This window comes from Peribacillus kribbensis DSM 17871 (assembly GCF_000430765.1).
GTDB lineage: Bacteria > Bacillota > Bacilli > Bacillales > DSM-1321 > Paraperibacillus > Paraperibacillus kribbensis.
Genome location: NZ_AUMQ01000033.1, coordinates 13,436 through 31,795, shown reverse-complemented (window position 1 = coordinate 31,795; position 18,360 = coordinate 13,436). Strand labels below are relative to the sequence as shown.

At 46.1% G+C, this 18,360-nt stretch carries 22 protein-coding genes and 1 pseudogene; 13 read left to right on the top strand and 10 right to left on the bottom strand.

Annotated elements, in window-relative coordinates:
* Positions 1-27 precede the first annotated feature (27 nt).
* From H539_RS0105670 to H539_RS27830, 8 genes and pseudogenes are all read right to left on the bottom strand, one after another.
* Positions 28-456 carry a hypothetical protein gene (locus H539_RS0105670; protein WP_026692733.1) on the bottom strand — a complete coding sequence of 143 codons (429 nt, stop codon included), beginning with the start codon at positions 454-456 and terminating at the stop codon, positions 28-30.
* Between the two features lie 20 nt (positions 457-476).
* Positions 477-713, bottom strand: coding sequence for a hypothetical protein (locus tag H539_RS0105665; RefSeq protein ID WP_026692732.1), 237 nt, complete (start codon positions 711-713; stop codon positions 477-479).
* A 41-nt stretch (positions 714-754) separates the two neighbouring features.
* Positions 755-1,123: a hypothetical protein gene (locus H539_RS0105660; protein WP_026692731.1), complete on the bottom strand. Its 369-nt coding sequence runs from the start codon at positions 1,121-1,123 to the stop codon at positions 755-757.
* Between the two features lie 15 nt (positions 1,124-1,138).
* Positions 1,139-1,927 (bottom strand): hypothetical protein, encoded by a 789-nt coding sequence (locus H539_RS0105655; protein WP_026692730.1) that lies wholly within the window; start codon positions 1,925-1,927, stop codon positions 1,139-1,141.
* A 14-nt stretch (positions 1,928-1,941) separates the two neighbouring features.
* Positions 1,942-3,546: a T7SS effector LXG polymorphic toxin gene (locus tag H539_RS0105650; protein ID WP_026692729.1), complete on the bottom strand. Its 1,605-nt coding sequence runs from the start codon at positions 3,544-3,546 to the stop codon at positions 1,942-1,944.
* Between the two features lie 2 nt (positions 3,547-3,548).
* Positions 3,549-3,827 (bottom strand): DUF5344 family protein, encoded by a 279-nt coding sequence (locus tag H539_RS0105645; protein WP_026692728.1) that lies wholly within the window; start codon positions 3,825-3,827, stop codon positions 3,549-3,551.
* Between the two features lie 14 nt (positions 3,828-3,841).
* Positions 3,842-4,225 (bottom strand): YwqH-like family protein, encoded by a 384-nt coding sequence (locus H539_RS0105640; RefSeq protein ID WP_026692727.1) that lies wholly within the window; start codon positions 4,223-4,225, stop codon positions 3,842-3,844.
* Positions 4,226-4,506: 281 nt separating this feature from the next.
* Positions 4,507-4,769, bottom strand: a pseudogene (locus H539_RS27830) (YiaA/YiaB family inner membrane protein).
* 184 nt (positions 4,770-4,953) lie between these two features.
* On the opposite strand from H539_RS27830, the gene H539_RS0105630 reads away from it, so the two are divergent.
* The 5 genes from H539_RS0105630 (at position 4,954) to H539_RS0105610 (ending at position 7,379) form a co-directional block, all read left to right on the top strand.
* Positions 4,954-5,325 carry a hypothetical protein gene (locus H539_RS0105630; protein WP_026692726.1) on the top strand — a complete coding sequence of 124 codons (372 nt, stop codon included), beginning with the start codon at positions 4,954-4,956 and terminating at the stop codon, positions 5,323-5,325.
* 145 nt (positions 5,326-5,470) lie between these two features.
* Positions 5,471-5,896 carry an RDD family protein gene (locus tag H539_RS0105625; protein ID WP_026692725.1) on the top strand — a complete coding sequence of 142 codons (426 nt, stop codon included), beginning with the start codon at positions 5,471-5,473 and terminating at the stop codon, positions 5,894-5,896.
* 117 nt (positions 5,897-6,013) lie between these two features.
* On the top strand, positions 6,014-6,532 hold the full coding sequence (locus H539_RS0105620) for a GNAT family N-acetyltransferase (RefSeq protein WP_026692724.1): 519 nt from the start codon (positions 6,014-6,016) through the stop codon (positions 6,530-6,532).
* A 208-nt stretch (positions 6,533-6,740) separates the two neighbouring features.
* Positions 6,741-7,037 (top strand): hypothetical protein, encoded by a 297-nt coding sequence (locus tag H539_RS0105615; protein WP_026692723.1) that lies wholly within the window; start codon positions 6,741-6,743, stop codon positions 7,035-7,037.
* Positions 7,038-7,073: 36 nt separating this feature from the next.
* Entirely contained in the window at positions 7,074-7,379 is a 306-nt protein-coding gene (locus H539_RS0105610; protein ID WP_081415791.1) for a PhzF family phenazine biosynthesis protein, read from the top strand.
* A 42-nt stretch (positions 7,380-7,421) separates the two neighbouring features.
* Here the strand turns inward: H539_RS0105610 and H539_RS27825 are convergent, their stop codons facing one another.
* Positions 7,422-8,084: a GntR family transcriptional regulator gene (locus H539_RS27825; RefSeq protein WP_051348453.1), complete on the bottom strand. Its 663-nt coding sequence runs from the start codon at positions 8,082-8,084 to the stop codon at positions 7,422-7,424.
* Positions 8,085-9,046: 962 nt separating this feature from the next.
* Between H539_RS27825 and H539_RS0105600 the strand changes: the two genes are divergently transcribed.
* The 7 genes from H539_RS0105600 (at position 9,047) to H539_RS0105570 (ending at position 16,329) form a co-directional block, all read left to right on the top strand.
* Complete coding sequence (locus tag H539_RS0105600) at positions 9,047-10,351, top strand: MFS transporter (RefSeq protein WP_051348452.1); 1,305 nt, start codon at positions 9,047-9,049, stop codon at positions 10,349-10,351.
* A 107-nt stretch (positions 10,352-10,458) separates the two neighbouring features.
* Entirely contained in the window at positions 10,459-11,658 is a 1,200-nt protein-coding gene (locus H539_RS0105595; protein ID WP_026692720.1) for a CaiB/BaiF CoA transferase family protein, read from the top strand.
* An 18-nt stretch (positions 11,659-11,676) separates the two neighbouring features.
* Positions 11,677-12,951 (top strand): 3-isopropylmalate dehydratase large subunit, encoded by a 1,275-nt coding sequence (locus H539_RS0105590; RefSeq protein ID WP_026692719.1) that lies wholly within the window; start codon positions 11,677-11,679, stop codon positions 12,949-12,951.
* Entirely contained in the window at positions 12,952-13,470 is a 519-nt protein-coding gene (locus H539_RS0105585; protein ID WP_026692718.1) for a LeuD/DmdB family oxidoreductase small subunit, read from the top strand.
* On the top strand, positions 13,467-14,378 hold the full coding sequence (locus H539_RS0105580; protein ID WP_026692717.1) for a hydroxymethylglutaryl-CoA lyase: 912 nt from the start codon (positions 13,467-13,469) through the stop codon (positions 14,376-14,378). Before H539_RS0105585 ends, H539_RS0105580 begins: the two co-directional genes overlap by 4 nt.
* A 12-nt stretch (positions 14,379-14,390) precedes the next feature.
* Entirely contained in the window at positions 14,391-15,146 is a 756-nt protein-coding gene (locus tag H539_RS0105575) for a maleate cis-trans isomerase family protein (RefSeq protein ID WP_026692716.1), read from the top strand.
* 91 nt (positions 15,147-15,237) lie between these two features.
* Positions 15,238-16,329 carry a tartrate dehydrogenase gene (locus H539_RS0105570; protein ID WP_026692715.1) on the top strand — a complete coding sequence of 364 codons (1,092 nt, stop codon included), beginning with the start codon at positions 15,238-15,240 and terminating at the stop codon, positions 16,327-16,329.
* A 277-nt stretch (positions 16,330-16,606) separates the two neighbouring features.
* On the opposite strand, the gene H539_RS0105565 is transcribed toward H539_RS0105570, so the two are convergent.
* On the bottom strand, positions 16,607-17,524 hold the full coding sequence (locus H539_RS0105565; protein ID WP_026692714.1) for a Nif3-like dinuclear metal center hexameric protein: 918 nt from the start codon (positions 17,522-17,524) through the stop codon (positions 16,607-16,609).
* A gap of 85 nt (positions 17,525-17,609) precedes the next feature.
* On the opposite strand from H539_RS0105565, the gene H539_RS0105560 reads away from it, so the two are divergent.
* Positions 17,610-18,056: a GNAT family N-acetyltransferase gene (locus H539_RS0105560; protein ID WP_026692713.1), complete on the top strand. Its 447-nt coding sequence runs from the start codon at positions 17,610-17,612 to the stop codon at positions 18,054-18,056.
* Positions 18,057-18,360: the final 304 nt, after the last annotated feature.

Sequence of the window (18,360 nt, the reverse complement as noted above, 5' to 3'; positions counted from 1 at the left end):
TCTTGTATGCTCCAGCTATCTGCCTTGTTAATATGGCAGAGAATTCCCCACAATATCCCTTATCCTAAGCGCCGTCACAAAATAAGCGGTCTTTATATCTGGATCAAACTGATCCACTTCTATCGGATACTTTTCCTCATGAATCAGCGTTTCACCGATTACATCGCTTACGTAGAAGTCATAGGTTTTATCCCGCTGTTGCGATAATTGAGAGAAATCATCTATCATGAAATGCGAATACACAAATTCAAGGCAGTCGGGAGAGGTATACCATTCTTCAATCCAGGGATGGAATTCCCGCGGCCCAAGGTCCGCTGCCTTTTCCTTAAAGAAAGGGATGATCTCCCTTAAAATGATATCGTTTATACGGAAATCCTTGCTGGTAGTCAAAAGCTTCTCCAGTAATTCCTGGTTTTCCATTTTCTTTTTGCTGAATAATCGTTGAAAAAAAGACATGGCTGATCCTCCTCGCGCATTTAATGCTTTTTTACTGGCTTGATTTTTGCGATGAAGACCAGCAGTAAAAGAACGACTTCAAATCCAAGGGCCAGCATCACAACCATTAGCCAGACATAATCGTCCCAGCTGCCTATATTGATTAGCAGGCAGCCAACCAGAAAGAGAATCGCAATATTGCCCTTTACAAATAAAGAGAATGTTCTCCTTCTCCTTTTGGATGTTTCGGGTGTTTCTGATTTTATCTGGGCTTCCAAGAGCAAGCCTCCTATTCATTTAGGTATTCAATATGTATAAATTAAAAAATCATGGCTAATAACATCATCTGCCAGACTAAAAAGATAAAAAAGGCAATGCTGAGCAGCCTGCTTAGCAGAAAAGGAACTCTGTAAATGACATCCTGTGCGTAATAGTTCAAGCCTGAAAATGCCACAGCCAATCCTCTAAAAAAGTAAGAACCGATGGTATCTTTATCTTCGAACACATTGATTTCATATAAATAGAGAATGGGCCGGGGGATAAAAATAGAAAACAACGCAAAAATGGAATTTACGAACAAGACCAGCCAGACATAGCCGCTTGGCATAGGGACATTTGCGCCAAGCAGCATGGAGGCAATCAGGGTTAATACAATAATAGCGCTGCCGTAGCCTATATTTTTTTTCATAAAACCATCCTTACATCAGTTTCTAAAGTAATCGGTCACTACTGAAAAGATTAAATTGTTGAAATCAGCAGCATTCATAGGAAGCACATAGATTTCGTTGTCATCCACTTTATCGTAGTCGAGCAGCCATATATAGCTTCCGGTGTTCAAAAAGAAAAACACCTGATTGATCGATAGATAATCATCCTCAAATCGCATGTCCATGAGAGAGACATTATCAAACTCAAAAGAATTTGCCTTGAAATCTTCTAAAAATACTCTCAGTGAAAAAGGAAGATCATGAGAAAGCAAGGTGCTTACCGTTTCATCTGTAAGCTGATGCAGAGTGTTATAGATGTCTTCATCCAGTTTAAGCACCTCGAGCTTACTGGCTTCACTGTTGCAGGAAGACATCAGTCCTCCCTGGCAATAGTCTACCACCGCTATCCACAATTCCGGGCTTTTAATGAGTTCAAGATGGTGCCGGCCATCTGAAATCAATTGCAGAAGCATGTTATTAGAATCTAAATAATGAATAAAGGTGACCTTTTGCCCTCTGATGATTCTTACCTTTTTCTTTGAATGGACCAAGAGGGTAATGAGACTTTCCAAACCTTCTTCAATAAGGTTTTCCCGCTGGTCATTCCAAAAGCCCTTCATTCTTAAAGAAGCTTCCGTTTCTTTAAGGAATCTGTCAAAATCTTTTTCATCAGACAATACATTGAGACCATTTATCACATCATTGGCCATAGATTCATAGCCGCAAAGAGCAAGAACCGAAGCGAGCTCGTTTGTAGTCAATGAGATACCTTTTATTTTCTCCATGATTTTGCTCCCTGCTATCTAAAAAGTCCGTATACAAAATGTCCGGCATTTGAAAGTGCATCTCCGGCATCCTTTGCTAGATCCTGAATCTGCTGGGTTTTCTTCTGCAATGTCTTTTTCACTTCATTTATCTTCTCGCCAGTCCATTTGCCCGCTTTTTCTCCCAGGTCTTTAACTGTATCCTCGAAGGCCATGGATGATATGATCCCTATTGTAGCCCCGACCGCTCCGCCAATGAGTGTGCCTGGACCGGGACAAATCATCGTGCCGAGGGCTGCCCCTCCAGTCGTCAAGGCTGCTACGCCTGCATCCATTCCAATTCCCGCCACAGCGCGGCCGGCTTTTTCAGAAATGGACTTATATTTATTGCCGTCATTAAAAAACTCGGATCCATTTGTTACGACTGAAATTACCACTCCCAAATAAGGGATTTTTTTAGAAACACCTTTCAGACCGTCTACAGTAACAAACTGTTTTAATGTACCGCCCGCATCAAGGGGAAACCTTTTGTAGTTTTCTACGCCCTCTTCCACAAATTTTAAATTTGGGAAGTTCTTCTTTAAAATTTCCCGCAGGCTTTGCGTGTTGGCATTCGGTGAGAGCCCCACCAGGTCACGCAGCATCCGGCTCGGTGCATTCTGATATTTACTGAAATAATTCCTTATAAATGGAATGGGGTTGCCGCTTCCTTTTTTGATGATTTTATACAAAGCAGCTGCCAAAGGATCTGCATACTTACCCCGAATCTGTTTCCAGCCATCCGTGGCGCGTATGTTGAAGTTGCCTGCGCCATCCTTAATAAACTCCAAACGCTTGGTCAGCAGGATCGCCGCCGCCGCGGTTCCTTTCAGTGCATCCCTGCCGCCGGTCGTCTTCCCGATTTTATCCAGCCAGTCTGTGACCATCCCGAGAAAGGTGGAATCGCCCTGTTCGATCGATAATTCCAGGGCGGAATCAATCAGCTTGGCAATAGAATCATTCTTCTCCAAATAGGAATCGATTTCGTTGATGGTTTTTTTGCTTAGGAAAACCCCATCCTTGCTCCAGCCCTCGATCTTGGCAAGAAACTGGCCGACATCATCCAGGCTGCTTTTTACTTCCTTCAGGGATTTGCTGGCATCGCTGTCCAGCTTGTGCAGATCCTCAACTGTCTTCTGGTTATGTGTGTCAGCCCGGTTCAGCAGTGATTCCATCCGGCTCAGGTTTAAAGGAGCAGAGTTGACAAGGTCGCTCACTTTGGTAAGCTCGTTATTGATGGACTCTGCAATGGAGCGCGTGACATTCTCCAGCTTTTTGAGTCCTTGTTTCACGTCATGCTCGATAAAATCTTCGCGGACGAGCCCGCTTTGGGTTTCATAATCTGAAATCAGCTCTTTCACTTTCTTCAATTCATCCATATACGTCTGCTGAAATTGATTCAGCAGGAGAATCGCCGGGATATGTACCGTTGTAAAATGATCCTTGATAGCATTTCCGCCGCTTCCTTCAAGAGCATCCCCAAGGTCAATCACCTTGTTGACAGCATCGCGGATATCCAGGATATGTTCTTTTTCCTTCTTTTTTTGTTGCAGTGACTGATCAATACTTGAAAATATTTCAGACACGTCGATCGCTTTCATTTTTACCTCCCGCTGCTGATGGTTTCACCGACTTCTTTTTCCTTTTCAATGAATTCCTGGATATTCTTCAAGGCATCCTGCTGAAACTTGGCTAGCAGCCGCTTGTACTGGGTCATATGCTGGTAATAGGAGTCTTCGATCTGCTCCATGACGGAAGCGAACTCCATGGAAGTATGTGTGAGGGCGGCATCATGCTTTACCACTTCAAGCGCCTGAAGCCTGCTGTTTAGTTCGTGGAACGCAGCGGTTACTTCTTGTTCCTTAATCTTTATTTCAGGCATACTCGGTTCTCTCCTTAATCATTTAATTCACAAAGCTCGGAGCGCAGCCCGGATATTCTTGAGGCAGTTGATGTTATGAGATTTTCATAATAGACAATCTTTTCCTCAATATCACTTAAAATGGAATTTGTATCCTCTCCGGAAAGCAGGGTGTATTCGCTTCCTATGTCAGTGCGGATTTCCTCGAAGCTTTCCGCATGCATACCTGCCCAGGTATTGGATGATAATGGAGGATCCTTTACAAGATTCCGGTTTGCCTGGAATTCTCCCTGCTCGCCGGTTATCTGGCTTTTGGCGCTTCTAAGGCGCTGCACCTTTTCCTCATAGTCCCTCACCAGGCCGTCCAGCTGGCTTATTGCGCTGTTAAGGCTGTGCATTCGTTCCTCGTTCTGCTCCATGGTCCAACCTCCTGTAAAAATCGCGCCTAATCATTTCCAACTAAATTTTACCAAAGTAAGAATGCTAGAAAAATAGTGCGAAATAGCCACATTTTTATGGCCTGTGCAGATAGAATGAGAAGGATATCAGTTTCTTATTTCCTGTTTTTTTACAAATTAAACCAGATATTTTGAATAAAATGCCTATTTTTTGCGAACGACATAAGAATTTGGAGCATGAAAATAGTCACGGCCAAAACAAAAAACACCAAGGCTCGTTTTATGGCCCTGGCTTTCGAAATTCATACGTCTTTGCTTTGATTATACTTTCTTTCCTGCTCGGCAATGATTTCGTTATCCTCCGCATTATCTCTTGCGACCTTTTGAGTAAGAATCGCCCCGACAATGCACAACAGCATGACTGCGATATAATATCCCTTTTCATTTAGCTGGAGATTATCGGCGTTATATAACCCGATACTGAACAATAACACGCCGGCAGCAAGAGTAAAAAATAGGCCAATATGGTAAAAGCTGGGGTATTCCTTTTTCGATACTTCTGCATACATCCATTCCTCCTGAATTGAAATAAAACCCTTATTAGTAATATATTAACACGCAGGCATTTTCCCATAAACAATAAAGTTGGAGGATGATTAACCACAATTTCTCAAAAACACTATACAAATTATTATAAAAATTATTACAATAATAGTAAAATGGTCATAGATTTTTGTGAGGTGGAAAATTTGAGGATTGAGGTTGTGGTCGGCAGGGTGAACAAGGCATGCAGTGAACAAAACTTTTCGAAGGCAAGGGAACTAATTTCAGAGGAGTGGAAGCGCATTACGGAAAGAAATAACCATCTCCTTTTGAATGATGCGGCAAGGCAATTTGTAAAAATCATTCAGGAGGAAAAGGAAAACGGACTGGAGGAGGCACTTTCCAATGACGACAAGAGAATCCTGCTGACGATTAATCAATCCGTAAAGAACCTGAACCTTCCCTATGCAAAGAAGATTTATCTCAGCCAGATCGAATTGTGTGAAAAGAAAGAAGCACAGAATTGGCTGACAGCCGATGCTCGCTTCTGCTGTGAATGCTGGAAGAAGACACTTTAGGGTTCTGCAAATCTGTAAAGAGTATATACATAAAACAAAATGAAACTTCTTAAAACCTAGTACAAAAGGTTTATTTCGAAAAACGGCGGGTAAGTAATCAGTGATTTTGTTCATTTTCTTTAAACTGAATCTGGGGGTTGGTCGATTGAGTCATCCAGGCGGGTTTTGGAGAAGGTTTGCTGCGAGTGTATTAGATGCGATTGTGGTGTCTATTACGCTGGGGACAATTGGCTATTTGATTTTTGGGAATTGGGATAAAAATCCGATTTCCCAGGTTGGAGGAGCTTTATACAGCATTTTGATTCCTGTAGTATGGCAGGGCTATACGGTAGGCAAGCGGGTGCTGAATGTCAGGATTGTAAAGCTGAACGGTGAAAAATTGGGGTTTGGAACCATGCTGATCCGCACTCTTGCCGGCGGGCTGATTTATGGACTCACACTGGGGGCTGCCCTGGTTGTCAGCGCATTTATGGTCGGCCTCCGCAAGGATAAAAGGGCCATCCATGACTTTATCGCAGGCACCTATGTGACCACGGACCCGCCAGTGAATAGAAAAGAAGAAATTGCATAAACGGATCAGCAGGCTGCCGGGAAATCCCGGCAGTTTTTTTGCAGCTCCTGCTTGAAGAAATCTTCTCTCTGCTACATGATTAAAAGATAAAGATTTATTTCAGGGGGTTCAGGCAATATGATGATTAGAAAAGCTAAGCTATCGGATGCAGAAGGTGTGACCCGGGTATCAGTGGAGGGCTGGAAAACCACCTATAAGGATATTATGCCAAAGGAATATCTTGATCATATTTCTTTTGATGACCGGCTGGAAACGTGGCTCACGATCATCCCGAATGGGAACGTGTTTGTGGCAGAGGATGAGGAGCATGGAATCGTGGGCTTTTCTTCGGGAGGAAAAGAACGGACAGGTCTTTATGATGAGTATACAGGTGAGCTGTATGCCATTTATGTTCTGGAAGAGTTCCAGGGAAAGGGAATTGGCGGCTCGCTCCTAAAGCCGGTGGTCGATTTTTTGCTGGAATATCATCTGAATTCCATGCTGGTCTGGGTGCTTGAAGAAAATAAGTCAAAGCGCTTTTATGAAACCCTGGGCGGAAAAGTGATCGATAAAGAGGAAGTCGAGTTCGGCGGGCTGTACCTGACAGAGGTTGCTTATGGATGGAAAGATATTCAGTCTTTATTTCTTGCGAATTAGTTAGAAATGAAGGAAATCATACATACAATCGCTTTTCCTTTCGTGAAGGAGGGGGGAATTCCTGCCCTGTGGTACTGGCGGGGACGCGCTGGCGCGGAAAGAGATGCAGGAGCTTGCACGGAAATTTGGGCATGAAACGGTTTTTGTCTTTAAGCCTGCTCATCCGCAATGAGATTTCAAATGGAGCTATTTTTTACCCCTTCATGAAATGGAAAGGTCCGTTCTTGCCACGGTTTCAGCCACCACTGTGGTGGATTCCGGTCTTGGATCAGGATCACCGATCTTATATGAAACCGCGATGGGGCCGGTAAAAGCAGAGTGTGAAAAGGGTCCAGACGGCATTAATTTTACCATGGCGCAAGGAGCCTTAACGATTCTTGAAGTGGCTCCGGAAGAAGTATGCAGGGCTCTGAGAATCAGCCGGGAGGATCCTGATGAAAGATATCCGATTCAATCAGCGGCAGCATCAAGATTTAAGCTGATGATAAGGGCTGAAGCATGCTAAAGTTCTAAAAAGTCTCGTCCCCGACCTCGAGTATCTCTGGAGGCTTGCGATGCATACCGAACCACCGGATTCTATGTGTTCACGGCGGAGGGAGACCCAATTCAGGTTCGGCAGTTTCCAAAACGGGCAGGATATCCCGAAGACCCTGCCACAGGAGCGGCCGCCTCTGCCATCGGTGCTTATTTATCCCTGTACAGTAAGGGACAAAGGCAGGAGGGCTGGGAATCCCGCACCATCTGCCAGGGATTCGCCATGGGCCGCCCCAGCGAGCTGATTGCCAAGGTTTTATGGAAAGAAGGCAGAATAGCCGGGATGGCTGTTTCGGGTAGTGCTATGCTATGATTCATAGTTGAAAGAGAATCCTGCCTGGGGCGGGGTTTTTTTTTAATTCTCTTTTTCGATATTGGCTGATTTGGCAATGTTTCGGCTTCTGTCGATATGCTTCAGCATTTCGGCCTCCGCCTTTTGGGAATCCCGCTCTTTTAAGGCTAGAAATATCTGCTCATGATCATAAACCAGATCAGCAAAGCTGCTCGAATACTCGCTTAAAATGCAGTTGCGAATAAAAAGGAGTTTCGTGTTAATCACATTATAAAGCGCAAGCAGCTGCTTGTTATTGGAGGACTCTGCGATGATGTCATGAAACTGCTGGTTCAATGACGTATACTCCTTCGTATTCTTGCTGGTCATCGCTTCTCTTGAACCCAAAATAGTTTTCTCAAGCTTTGCCAGCTGTGCTTCCGAAATATGCTCCGCTGCCAGCTTCACAGACAAAGACTCCAGACTTTTCCGGCATTCATACAAATCCTCAATATCCTTGGAATCAGGATTATACACAAGCAGGACTCCATCCTTCTGAACCAGGAGATCATCCTTTGTAAGCATCCGGACAGCCTCACGGACCGTACCCCGGCTAACTCCCAGTTGCTCGGCAATCTTAGACTCCACTGCGCGCTCTCCTGGAGAAAATTTCCCCTCCATAATCATTCCTTTCACAATATGGTAGGCCTGTGTATGAAGGGATTCGGTTTTCTTAATCGTTTTCATAAAAAGATCCTCCTATGAGACATCCAGTTTTTTGGGTTCATATCAGTGTTGATGTAATAGAGATCTAATAGCTCAGACCCAACTGCCCGGGAAGACAGCCGGAGATGTACAAAATGTCAATTCTAAAGGACAATACTTTGGCTGCTTAGGGGAGATTTGTCCGTAAGAAACAGTCTAAAGGACAAAAGTCGGTCGTCCCAGCAAAGATCTGTCCATGAGAAGCGGTCTAAAGGACAAAGCTCAGTCGCCCAAGCAAAGATCTGTCCATGAGAAGCGGTCTAAAGGACAAAACTCAGTCGCCCCAGCAAAGATCTGTCCATGAGGAGCGGTCTAAAGGACAAAACTCAGTCGCCCAAGCAAAGGTCTGTCCATGAGAAGGGGTCTAAAGGACAAAACTCAGTCGCCCCAGCAAAGATCTGTCCATGAGAAGCGGTCTAAAGGACAAAACTTAGTCGCCCCAGGAAAGATCTGTCCATGAGAAGGGGTCTAAAGGACAAAACTCAGTCGCCCCAGCAAAGGTCTGTCCATGAGAAGCGGTCTAAAGGACAAAATTGGGCAGTCCCAGCAAAGAATTGTCCGTAAGAAGCAATCAAAAGGTCGATACTCGGCCAGCCCAGAAAAGAACCGCCCGTTAAAAACAAACTAGTACACAGAAAAACAGCATATCTGTACGGGTTCTTTCCCAATCTTTAAAAATCTATATAACCGTAGTTTACAACACTTTAAATGACAAGCCAACACCAAGCAAAATGCTGAAAAGATGCGGTGTTTGACTAAATTCAGACGTTGACTGTTGACAGTCGACACTCATGTGAGTTAATATTTAGAAAATTGAAAGCGTTTGCTATATTTAATTAATATGAAGGCTTGCAGGCTTTTAAAAGGGGAAAGGCCTGCAGGCTAAGAAAAATAAAGCCGGCGGACTTTCAATGACTCGTTTTACGAATTTAAGGGGGTATATTATGTCGGCACAAGTAGAATTGGTGCAAAATGAAGTGAAAAGCGGGAGCCACAGGTCTGCGTATTTAACGCTTGCGGGTTCCTGGCTTGGATGGTTGTTTGATGCGCTGGATGCTGGGGTATTTGGGTTTGTCCTTTTGGCGATCGCGACTACTTTTAAAGTCGAAATCAGTTCTGTGGTTTCAACGGTTGCCTGGTTTTTGCTGGCAACAGGCATCGGGGGATATGTGCTAGGAAATATCTCGGACCGGATCGGCCGTAAAAAAACGCTTGTCCTCTCTGTATTTGCCTACGCTCTTGGGACGCTTCTCTGCGGCTTTGCTGATAGTGTTGCAGCTTTGAATATATATAGATTCTTAGTTGGCTTTGCTGTGGGCGGTCTATGGTCAGCAGCAGCTGCATTGATTTCGGAGGTCTGGAAGCCTGAAGGAAGGGCGAAGGCTCTGTCATTTATGCAGACTGGCTGGTCTGGGGGAAATCTTCTGGCAGCTATCTTTGCTTGGAACATCTTAAATCCAGCGGATCCTGAATCCTGGAGAAATCTATTCTTCATTGCCAGCATCCCTGCCTTTGCAACACTTCTTTTTATCGTATTTTTTGTAAAAGAATCGCCAGTATGGCTGGCTAACCGTGAATTTATGAAACAGAATACGAAAAAAGCGGGTCTGGGTGTTATTTTTCATAAGAAACATCTTAAGGTCACTGCCCTGGCTCTTTCTGTATCTATCCTGGGAATGCTGGGATACTGGATTATCTTTACCTTTGTTCCGACTTATTTACAGCAGATCCTCGGCATCCGGATCGATCAGGCACCAGTGTTCCTTGTGTGGACAGGAGTTGGAGCCATGGCAGGATATATTGTATACGGTTACATAGCGGAGGTAATTGGCCGCAGATTATCCTTTATGATCTTTTTCCTTGGCATGACTGCGATTATTCCAGCCTTTACCTATGTATCAAGCCATATGCCATTAACACATGGAGTACTGGCTTTATCAGGCGGCAATGTGGTGAAGCTTGGGGTCATGTCTGCACTTCTTGGATTCTTTACAGGTTATTTCAGCGGATTTGGAGCCTGGTATTCTGAGCTTTTCCCTACAAGCATCCGTTCCACTGCGGCAGGATTTTGTTTTAACTTTGGCCGTGTCGGGGCGATTGCCGGGATTAAGCTTGTGCCGGTCCTGCTTGCGGCAGGCATGTCTTTCCCTGTAGTCATTACCATGGCGGCTATTTCCTATTTTGTCGCAGCATTCCTCGTCCTTGCCATTCGTGAGACAAAAGGAACAGAGCTGACGAGCGGTAACTAAAAAGATAAGAACTTCTCATTTTAAAAGAATGGGAAGTTTTATTCGTTTATTAAAACCATGGGGCGTTGTTAAGGAGTGCCCCTGAAAATCAACTGGGAGATGATTGTATGGGGAAGAAAGCACTGGAAGGATTGAAGGTTCTAGAAATGGGGCAGCTGATCGCAGGTCCGTCTGCATCAAGACTGCTTGGGGAATTTGGGGCAGAGGTCATTAAGGTTGAGTCTCCTAAAAATGGTGATTCTCTCAGGAGCTGGAGAGTGGTAGAAAACGGAACGTCCCTCTGGTGGTATGTCCAGTCCCGGAATAAGAAGTCTGTGACGATTGATCTCAGGCAGCCTGAAGGGCAGGAGCTGGTGCGTGAGCTTGTCCGGGAGATTGATATTTTAATAGAGAATTTCCGTCCGGGCACCATGGAAAAATGGGGGCTTTCTTACGAAGAACTTAAGAAAATAAATCCAGGATTGATCATGATCCGCGTATCGGGCTACGGCCAGGACGGTCCTTATAAGGATAAACCGGGGTTTGGCTCAATCGGTGAAGCTATGGGAGGTCTGCGCTATATAACCGGTTACCCTGATCGTCCCCCGACAAGGGTGGGAATCTCAATCGGGGACTCATTATCTGCCATGTATTCTGTCATCGGTGCATTGATGGCGGTCTATCATCGGGATGTGAATGGGACAGGCCAGGGGCAGGTGATCGATGTGGCCCTCTATGAATCGGTCTTCAGCCTCATGGAAAGTACACTGCCTGAATATGACCGGACTGGCCTTGTCAGGGAAAGGACAGGAAGTACGCTGCCGGGCATTACTCCTTCCAATACCTATCTATGCCAGGATGGAAAATATGTAGTGATTGGGGCGAATGGGGACGCCATTTTTAAGAGACTTATGCATGCAATGGGACACCCGGATGCGGCAGAGGATCCAAGATTTGAAAATAATGCCAAGCGTTCTGAGCATGCCGTCTACTTGGATGGAATCATTGAACAGTGGACCAAGAGCATGCCATTTATTGAAGTGATGAAGCATCTGGATGACGCGAAGGTTCCGGCGGGATCCATCTACTCGATTGAGGATATTGTGAACGACCCGCATTATCAGGCGCGCAGGATGATCGAGAGCGTGGCCGTTGAAGGGCTTGGCAGCTTAAAGATGCCGGGCATCGTTCCTAAAATGAGTGAAACACCGGGGAGCATTGAATGGGCAGGGCCGAAGCTTGGAGCCCATACGGAAGAAGTGCTTTCCGGGCTGCTGAATATTCCAGAAGGCAAGCTTCAGGAGTTAAAGGAAAACGGAGTTATTTAAGGAAGGAGGCGATTGGAAATGGGAATGACAATGTCTGAGAAAATTCTTGCCAGGTCCTCCGGCCAGGGTGAGGTAAAAGCAGGCGACATAGTGTGGGTGAAGCCTGATATCGCCATGATGCATGATCTTCTGGGGCCCTGGCTCGTTGATCCTGGTTTCCGGAGGCTCGGAGGCAGGCTTTATGACAGGGATAAGGTGGTGGTCGTATCCGATCATTGCACACCCCCGGCCACTGTCCAGCAGGCCGATATTTTGAAATTCACAAGGGATTGGGCACGTGAGCATGAGCTTCCTTATTATTATGAATTCGAAGGTCCGTGCCATCAGGTCATTGTAGAGCATGGGCATGTCAGGCCGGGAAGGCTGATTCTTGGTACGGATTCCCATACCTGTATGGCTGGCGGAATGGGGGCTTTTGCCACAGGCATAGGCTCGACGGAAATGATAGGGGTTTTGCTCACAGGGGAAACCTGGCTCAAGGTGCCTGAGACCATAAAAGTGGTCTGGGATGGGGAGCTCCGTCCGGGCGTTTTTTCCAAAGACATGGTCCTGAAGACCATTAAGGACATCGGACACGCAGGGGCTACCTATCAAGCCATCGAATTTTCAGGGAGTGCCATCCGTTCTTTATCAATGGATGATCGGCTCGTGCTGTCCAACATGGCTGTAGAAGCCGGGGCAAAAACCGGCCTTATTGAATCCGATGAGGAAGTCGTCCGATTTTTACGTTCTAAAGGTGTGACGGATGAAATCGAATTGCTTTCGAGTGATGAGGATGCGGTGTTTGCCAAAACGCTGTATTATAATGCTTCTGAGCTCGAACCGCAGATTGCATGCCCACATGAAGTCGATAATGTCCATCCGGTCCAGGCCGTCGAAGGAACACCGGTGGACCAGGTGTATCTCGGTTCATGTACAAACGGGCGATTAAGCGATCTGAGGACAGCCGCGCAAATTTTAAAAGGAAGAAAAATTTCTAAACATATCCGCTGCCTGGTGGTCCCGGCTTCCCAGTATGTCTGGATGCAGGCGAATAAAGAAGGAATTCTGGATATCCTGGCGGAGGCAGGCTGTGTAGTGAACATGCCCTCCTGCGGTGCGTGCGGAGGATTTACCAGCGGCGTGATTGGAGCGGGAGAGGTGGTCATGTCTTCTTCGAACCGAAATTTCAGGGGGAGAATGGGCAGCGCCCAGGGCGAAGTGTACTTAGGATCTCCTGCCGCAGTGGCAGCCACGGCCATTGAAGGGAAGATTGCCGATCCCCGAAAATACATGGAATTGGAGGTTCATTAAATGTCATCGATTATTCGCGGACGTGTCTGGAAATACGGAGATAACATTAATACAGATATCATCTCACCGGGCCAGTATATGAGCCTGCCGGCCGAAAAACAGGCTGAACATGCGATGGAGGCGATCGATCCTTCGTTTTCAGAAAAAGTAAGGCCGGGAGATATTATCGTGGCAGGGAAAAACTTCGGCTCGGGGTCGAGCAGGGAAACCGCGCAGATGGTGCTTAAGCACCTGAAGGTAGGCGCTGTTGCTGCTTCCTCCTTTGCCCGTATTTTTTTCAGGAATTCCATCAATGTCGGCCTGCCAGTCGTTGAAATAGCAGATACCTCTCTCATTCATGAAGGAGATGAAATTGAAATCAACCTCATTGAAGGGACTGTCTGGAACCATACCCGGAAGGAAGAATACAGGGGAACAAAGCTGCCTGAGCATTTAGTGGATATGGTTAAGCTCGGCGGTCTTGAGCCGTATCTCGCAAAGAAGCTGGGGATATCCAAAAGTCAGGAGGAAGTGAAATGACTCTTCCGTTGAAAGTGAATATCGTCGAAGTGGGGCCGAGAGACGGCCTCCAGAATGAAGCGGAGTTTATTCCGACAGATAAAAAAATTGAACTGATCAATTCCCTTAATCAAACAGGACTGAAACGAATGGAGGCAGCATCCTTCGTCCACCCGTTATATGTCCCGCAGATGAAGGATGCGAGAGCGGTCCTCCAAGGAATCGAGCACTCACCGGATGTACAGTATATGGCCCTGGTCCCAAACGCAAAGGGGTATGAACGCGCTTTGGAGAATGGAGTGAAGGCCGTGTCTCTGGTAGTGGGAGCGAGCGACAGCTTCAATCGCAATAATGTCAAAATGAGCAGGGAAGAATCGCTCAGGAATTTCGAAGCGGTGGTTAAAGACGCGAGAAAAAACCAGATTTTCATCCGATATAATATCGCCACTTCCTTTTGGTGTCCTTTTGAAGGAAGAGTAGAAGAAAAGGCGGTCCTTGAAATGGTTCAGGAGATCGATTCGCAAGGGGTGGATGAAATCGTCATCTGCGACACGATCGGCCGGGCCAATCCTAAACAGACGGCAGAACTGTTCAGCCAGATTACCGCTATCGGACCAAGGGCAGCCATTACGGCCCATTTACACGATACCTACGGGTTTGCCCTTGCCAATATTTTAGCAGCTCTAAAAGAAGGGGTAACAAGCTTTGATACCTCGATCGGGGGATTGGGCGGATGCCCATTCGCACCAGGGGCCGCTGGGAATGCGGCTACAGAAGATGTAGTTTTTATGCTCCATGAAATGGGTATCGAGACTGGAATAGACATAGATGCCCTTAAACAGACGCTTGAAATTGTAAAACCATTAACTAAAAGAGAATTGACAGGACGGCTTCACAAAGTACAGGCATGTGCAGCCGCTGCAAACTAGGAGGAATAAGCCATGACAAAAAACTATCGCGTAGGACTCATTGTACCAAGCTCCAATACCACTATGGAAACGGAAATTCCAGCCATGCTTCAGGCCAGGCAGCAAGTTCGGCCCGATGAAACCTTTACCTTCCATTCCTCAAGAATGCGCATGATGCATGTGAATCCGGAAGAGTTAAAGAAAATGGATGAAGACAGCCTCCGTTGTGCGGTTGAACTGTCCGATGCACGCTGTAACGTGCTCGCGTATGCCTGTTTAATCGCTATCATGTGCCAGGGACCAGGCTATCATCAGATTTCTGAAGAAAAGCTGGGCCATGCGACAGAAGGAAATGGCGGAAGGGCCCCGATTGTCAGCAGTGCAGGAGCCCTGATTGAAGGCATCCAGACGATTGGTGCGAAGAAGGTATCCATTATCACGCCATACATGAAGCCGCTGACCAATATGGTGATTGAATACTTGAATACCGCAGGGATTGAAGTCATTGATTCTATAAGTCTGGAAGTTGCCGACAATCTTGAAGTTGGCAGACTGGATCCCCAAAATCTGATTCAGCACGCGGATTCCCTAAATAAAAATGGCGCAGATGCAGTTGTCCTGTCAGCCTGCGTGCAGATGCCATCCCTTCCAGCGATCCAGACCGTCCAGGACCGGATTGGCCTGCCGGTTCTGTCTGCTGCCACTTCTACGGTCTATAAGATCCTGAATAAACTAAATTTGAATACAAATGTACCGAATGCGGGCCATTTATTATCGGGTAAATTTTAAAAATGGAGTGAGAGGCTTTCTCCTAAACAAGGTTTTGATCCTTGTGTGAGGCAGCCTCTTTTCCCATAGATTCAGAAAGCGGGGATGGAACGTGAAAAAGCTATATAAAGTCGCAGTGATTGCCGGTGATGGCATCGGTCCGGAAGTGTTGAGGGAAGGAATAAAGGTTTTACATAAGGCGGCGGAAGCTGATGGCAGCTTTGGCTTTGAGTTTACACACTTTCCCTGGGGATGCGAATATTATCTGAAACAAGGAAGGATGATGGCTGAAGACGGCCTTGAGCAGCTGAAGAAGTTTGACGCTGTCTACCTGGGTGCCGCGGGCTATCCAGGGGTGCCGGATCATGTTTCATTATGGGACCTGCTTCTTAAAATACGGAAAGGCTTTAATCAATACATCAATCTTAGGCCCATTAGGCTGCTGGAGGGAGCTCCCTGCCCGTTAAAAGGAGTTGCAAAGGAACAGATCGATATGCTCGTCATCAGGGAAAACAGCGAAGGGGAATATGCCGGAAAAGGGGATTGGCTATATGAAGGCCAGCCGCATGAGGTGGTTCTGCAGACTGGTGTTTTTTCTCGGACGGGTACAGAAAGGGTCATCCGCTATGCCTTCGAGGAGGCCAGAAAGCAGGGGAAATCTCTTACCAGCATCAGCAAGGGAAATGCCATGAATTATTCCGGGGTATTTTGGGATCAGGTGTTTGAAGAGATTGCCGCCGAATATCCAGATGTGAAAACATACTCCTATTTAGTGGACGCAGCGGCGATGTTCTTTGTAAAAGAACCATGGAGATTTGAGATCGTGGTTACAACGAACCTTTTCGGGGATATCCTTACCGACCTTGGTGCAGCGATTGCGGGAGGAATGGGCCTAGCTGCGGGAGCTAATATCAATCCGGAGCGTGAGTTTCCATCGATGTTTGAACCAATCCACGGCTCCGCACCTGACATTGCAGGGAAAGGGATTGCGAATCCGCTCGCTGCGATCTGGTCAGCAAGCCAAATGCTTGAATTTTTCGGTAATAAGGAGTGGGCAGAACGGATTTTAGAGGCTATTGAAGAAGTGATGGTGGAGGGATCCGTTCTTACTCCCGATATGGGGGGAACGTCCAGAACGGAAGATGTCGGAAATGCCGTTGCGGATAGTATCGGAAACGTTAAGATTTTGAATCATGCACAGTAAACTAAAAGCCCGGCTGCGTTTTATCCGCAGCCGGGCTTTTCTCAACCAAAAGTTGTAGTCTAAAGTCCATCTCTGAACGGATTTATTGCAGGAGAACATTAGCTATCATTTAGCATAACTCAAGTGATCCTGCATATATGCCTGAAAATCCATCATAAAATTCAAAGATCCTGCATATATTCCTAAAAATCCAGCATAAATTTCAAGAATCCTGCATATATTCCTTGAAATCCAGCATAAATTTTTAAGGGATCCAGCGTATATTTCTAAAACCCGGCTACACCCACCACTGATCCTGTCTCAGCATCACAGTCTCTACTTTGAAATTGGCCTCAAACCAATCCTTCATCAGGGTTTTCATGACCAAAAACTCAGAGGCGGCATGAGAAACTCCAATAAGAGGAATGGGGGATCGGGTTGCGAATTCCATCATTTCGCTGTATCTGCGTCTGCCATATTCGTTGTTGATGTGGCAGTGGATTTCGCCTGTAATATAAGCCTGTGCCCCTTTTCTCAGGGCCTCTTCCATCCATGAGACTTTATCGCCGCAGCCGGCAATGATGGCCGCTTTTTCAATACGTCCTGCCGCAGGGCCTTCAAAGTCCACATAAGGGATTTCAAAGATTTCCTTCAGTTCAGATAACAGCATCTGGGTGCTTTTGGACGGAATCTCACAGATCCAGACCAGGTATTCCCCGAACTCATTGGGAAGGCATCTATCAATGACGTTTCCGTTCAGGGCCTTTGCCATCGCGCCGTTTGTTCCAAGCTCCTGATGATAATCAAGGGGAGTGTGACAGGTATAGAGGGATAATTTCTTTTCTTTGATCTGCCTCAGGTATCTCTCCTTAACCGGGATGAATCCCTGCCCCCATTTTCCTTGAGGATCGCCGCACTCCATTACCAATGGATGATGCATGAAGAGGAGATCGCCTTCTTTTGCCTCAGCGATAAATTTCTCCAGTACTTCATCAGCGGGGAAAACGGCGAGAAAAACTTTGCTGACTTCCGGCCCTCCTTTAAGCATGAGGCCGTTAAAAAGCTCAGTGAATTTTTTCTCGAAAAACATGTCCCATTCAAACCCGGCAGGTTCATAGACCGCGGGTATAAACCGGCTGAAACCGGAGTCCTTTCCATAGTCGTCTATCCGCAGTTCCTGATCCAGCTTTTGAACCATCTGATGGAGCAGCTCCATATCATCACCTCTTTTTTGAAAATTTTTACATATACTATCTTCATCTTAATAGTTTTCCATTAAAATAGAAAGAGAGGTGAAAAAGATGATTTGTTTCGTGGATCACAGCATTCCAAGCAATGCAGCCGATCTACTGGCTGTGCAGATACCCGCCTACCGTGTAGAAGCGAATTTAATCGGATTTGAAGGAATCCCCCAGCTGAAGGATGGTATGGAAGACATCATGAAAAGCGGGGAGACGTTTATCGGATACTATATTGATAGTATGCTGGCTGGTTTTGTTTCGTTCGAAGAGAGGGAGTCTGAAATCGATATCTGCCGGCTGGTCGTCCATCCGTCTTATTTCAGGAAAGGAATTGGCCGGGCGCTGATGGGGCGGCTGCTTGAGCTGAATAAACGGAAACACTTCATCGTTTCGACCGGATCCCTGAACCTCCCTGCGAGAACCCTGTACAAATCGCTGGGCTTTCAGGAAGTGAAGCAGGAGGAGGTCGCAGCCGGAGTCAGGATTAGCATTTTGAGAAAAAGCTGATTTGGATTCTGTTAAAAAGTTATGAAGGAAATGACTGCAGCGGGGAGGGAATAAGATGAGCGATATCGTTTGGGGCAGCCCGGCCAGTTTGTTCTGTTTAGGATTTTTCCTGGCAGGATTGGGAGTTTTTATTAAGTTATCACGATATACAAAATAAAGCCGGAAGAAATGTGGAAATTGTTGAATCCTAAAAGACCCATGCATCGGCCAATAATTAGAAGAATTTTGGCAGAATCCCCTATATAATGTTACAAATTTACATAAAGAACGTCTATAATATATAGGACTATTACTTTAGCCATTC

Excerpts from the sequence above, each read along its gene's own strand:
- H539_RS0105600 (WP_051348452.1), top strand. The coding sequence starts at position 9,047 with ATGTCGGCACAAGTAGAATTGGTGCAAAATGAAGTGAAAAGCGGGAGC.
- H539_RS0105595 (WP_026692720.1), top strand. The coding sequence starts at position 10,459 with ATGGGGAAGAAAGCACTGGAAGGATTGAAGGTTCTAGAAATGGGGCAG.
- H539_RS0105560 (WP_026692713.1), top strand. The coding sequence starts at position 17,610 with ATGATTTGTTTCGTGGATCACAGCATTCCAAGCAATGCAGCCGATCTA.
- H539_RS0105650 (WP_026692729.1), bottom strand. The coding sequence starts at position 3,546 with ATGAAAGCGATCGACGTGTCTGAAATATTTTCAAGTATTGATCAGTCA.
- H539_RS0105620 (WP_026692724.1), top strand. The coding sequence starts at position 6,014 with ATGATGATTAGAAAAGCTAAGCTATCGGATGCAGAAGGTGTGACCCGG.
- H539_RS0105575 (WP_026692716.1), top strand. The coding sequence starts at position 14,391 with ATGACAAAAAACTATCGCGTAGGACTCATTGTACCAAGCTCCAATACC.
- H539_RS0105670 (WP_026692733.1), bottom strand. The coding sequence starts at position 456 with ATGTCTTTTTTTCAACGATTATTCAGCAAAAAGAAAATGGAAAACCAG.
- H539_RS0105640 (WP_026692727.1), bottom strand. The coding sequence starts at position 4,225 with ATGGAGCAGAACGAGGAACGAATGCACAGCCTTAACAGCGCAATAAGC.
- H539_RS0105585 (WP_026692718.1), top strand. The coding sequence starts at position 12,952 with ATGTCATCGATTATTCGCGGACGTGTCTGGAAATACGGAGATAACATT.
- H539_RS0105590 (WP_026692719.1), top strand. The coding sequence starts at position 11,677 with ATGGGAATGACAATGTCTGAGAAAATTCTTGCCAGGTCCTCCGGCCAG.
- H539_RS0105645 (WP_026692728.1), bottom strand. The coding sequence starts at position 3,827 with ATGCCTGAAATAAAGATTAAGGAACAAGAAGTAACCGCTGCGTTCCAC.
- H539_RS0105655 (WP_026692730.1), bottom strand. The coding sequence starts at position 1,927 with ATGGAGAAAATAAAAGGTATCTCATTGACTACAAACGAGCTCGCTTCG.
- H539_RS0105615 (WP_026692723.1), top strand. The coding sequence starts at position 6,741 with ATGGAAAGGTCCGTTCTTGCCACGGTTTCAGCCACCACTGTGGTGGAT.
- H539_RS0105565 (WP_026692714.1), bottom strand. The coding sequence starts at position 17,524 with ATGGAGCTGCTCCATCAGATGGTTCAAAAGCTGGATCAGGAACTGCGG.
- H539_RS0105660 (WP_026692731.1), bottom strand. The coding sequence starts at position 1,123 with ATGAAAAAAAATATAGGCTACGGCAGCGCTATTATTGTATTAACCCTG.
- H539_RS0105580 (WP_026692717.1), top strand. The coding sequence starts at position 13,467 with ATGACTCTTCCGTTGAAAGTGAATATCGTCGAAGTGGGGCCGAGAGAC.
- H539_RS27825 (WP_051348453.1), bottom strand. The coding sequence starts at position 8,084 with ATGAAAACGATTAAGAAAACCGAATCCCTTCATACACAGGCCTACCAT.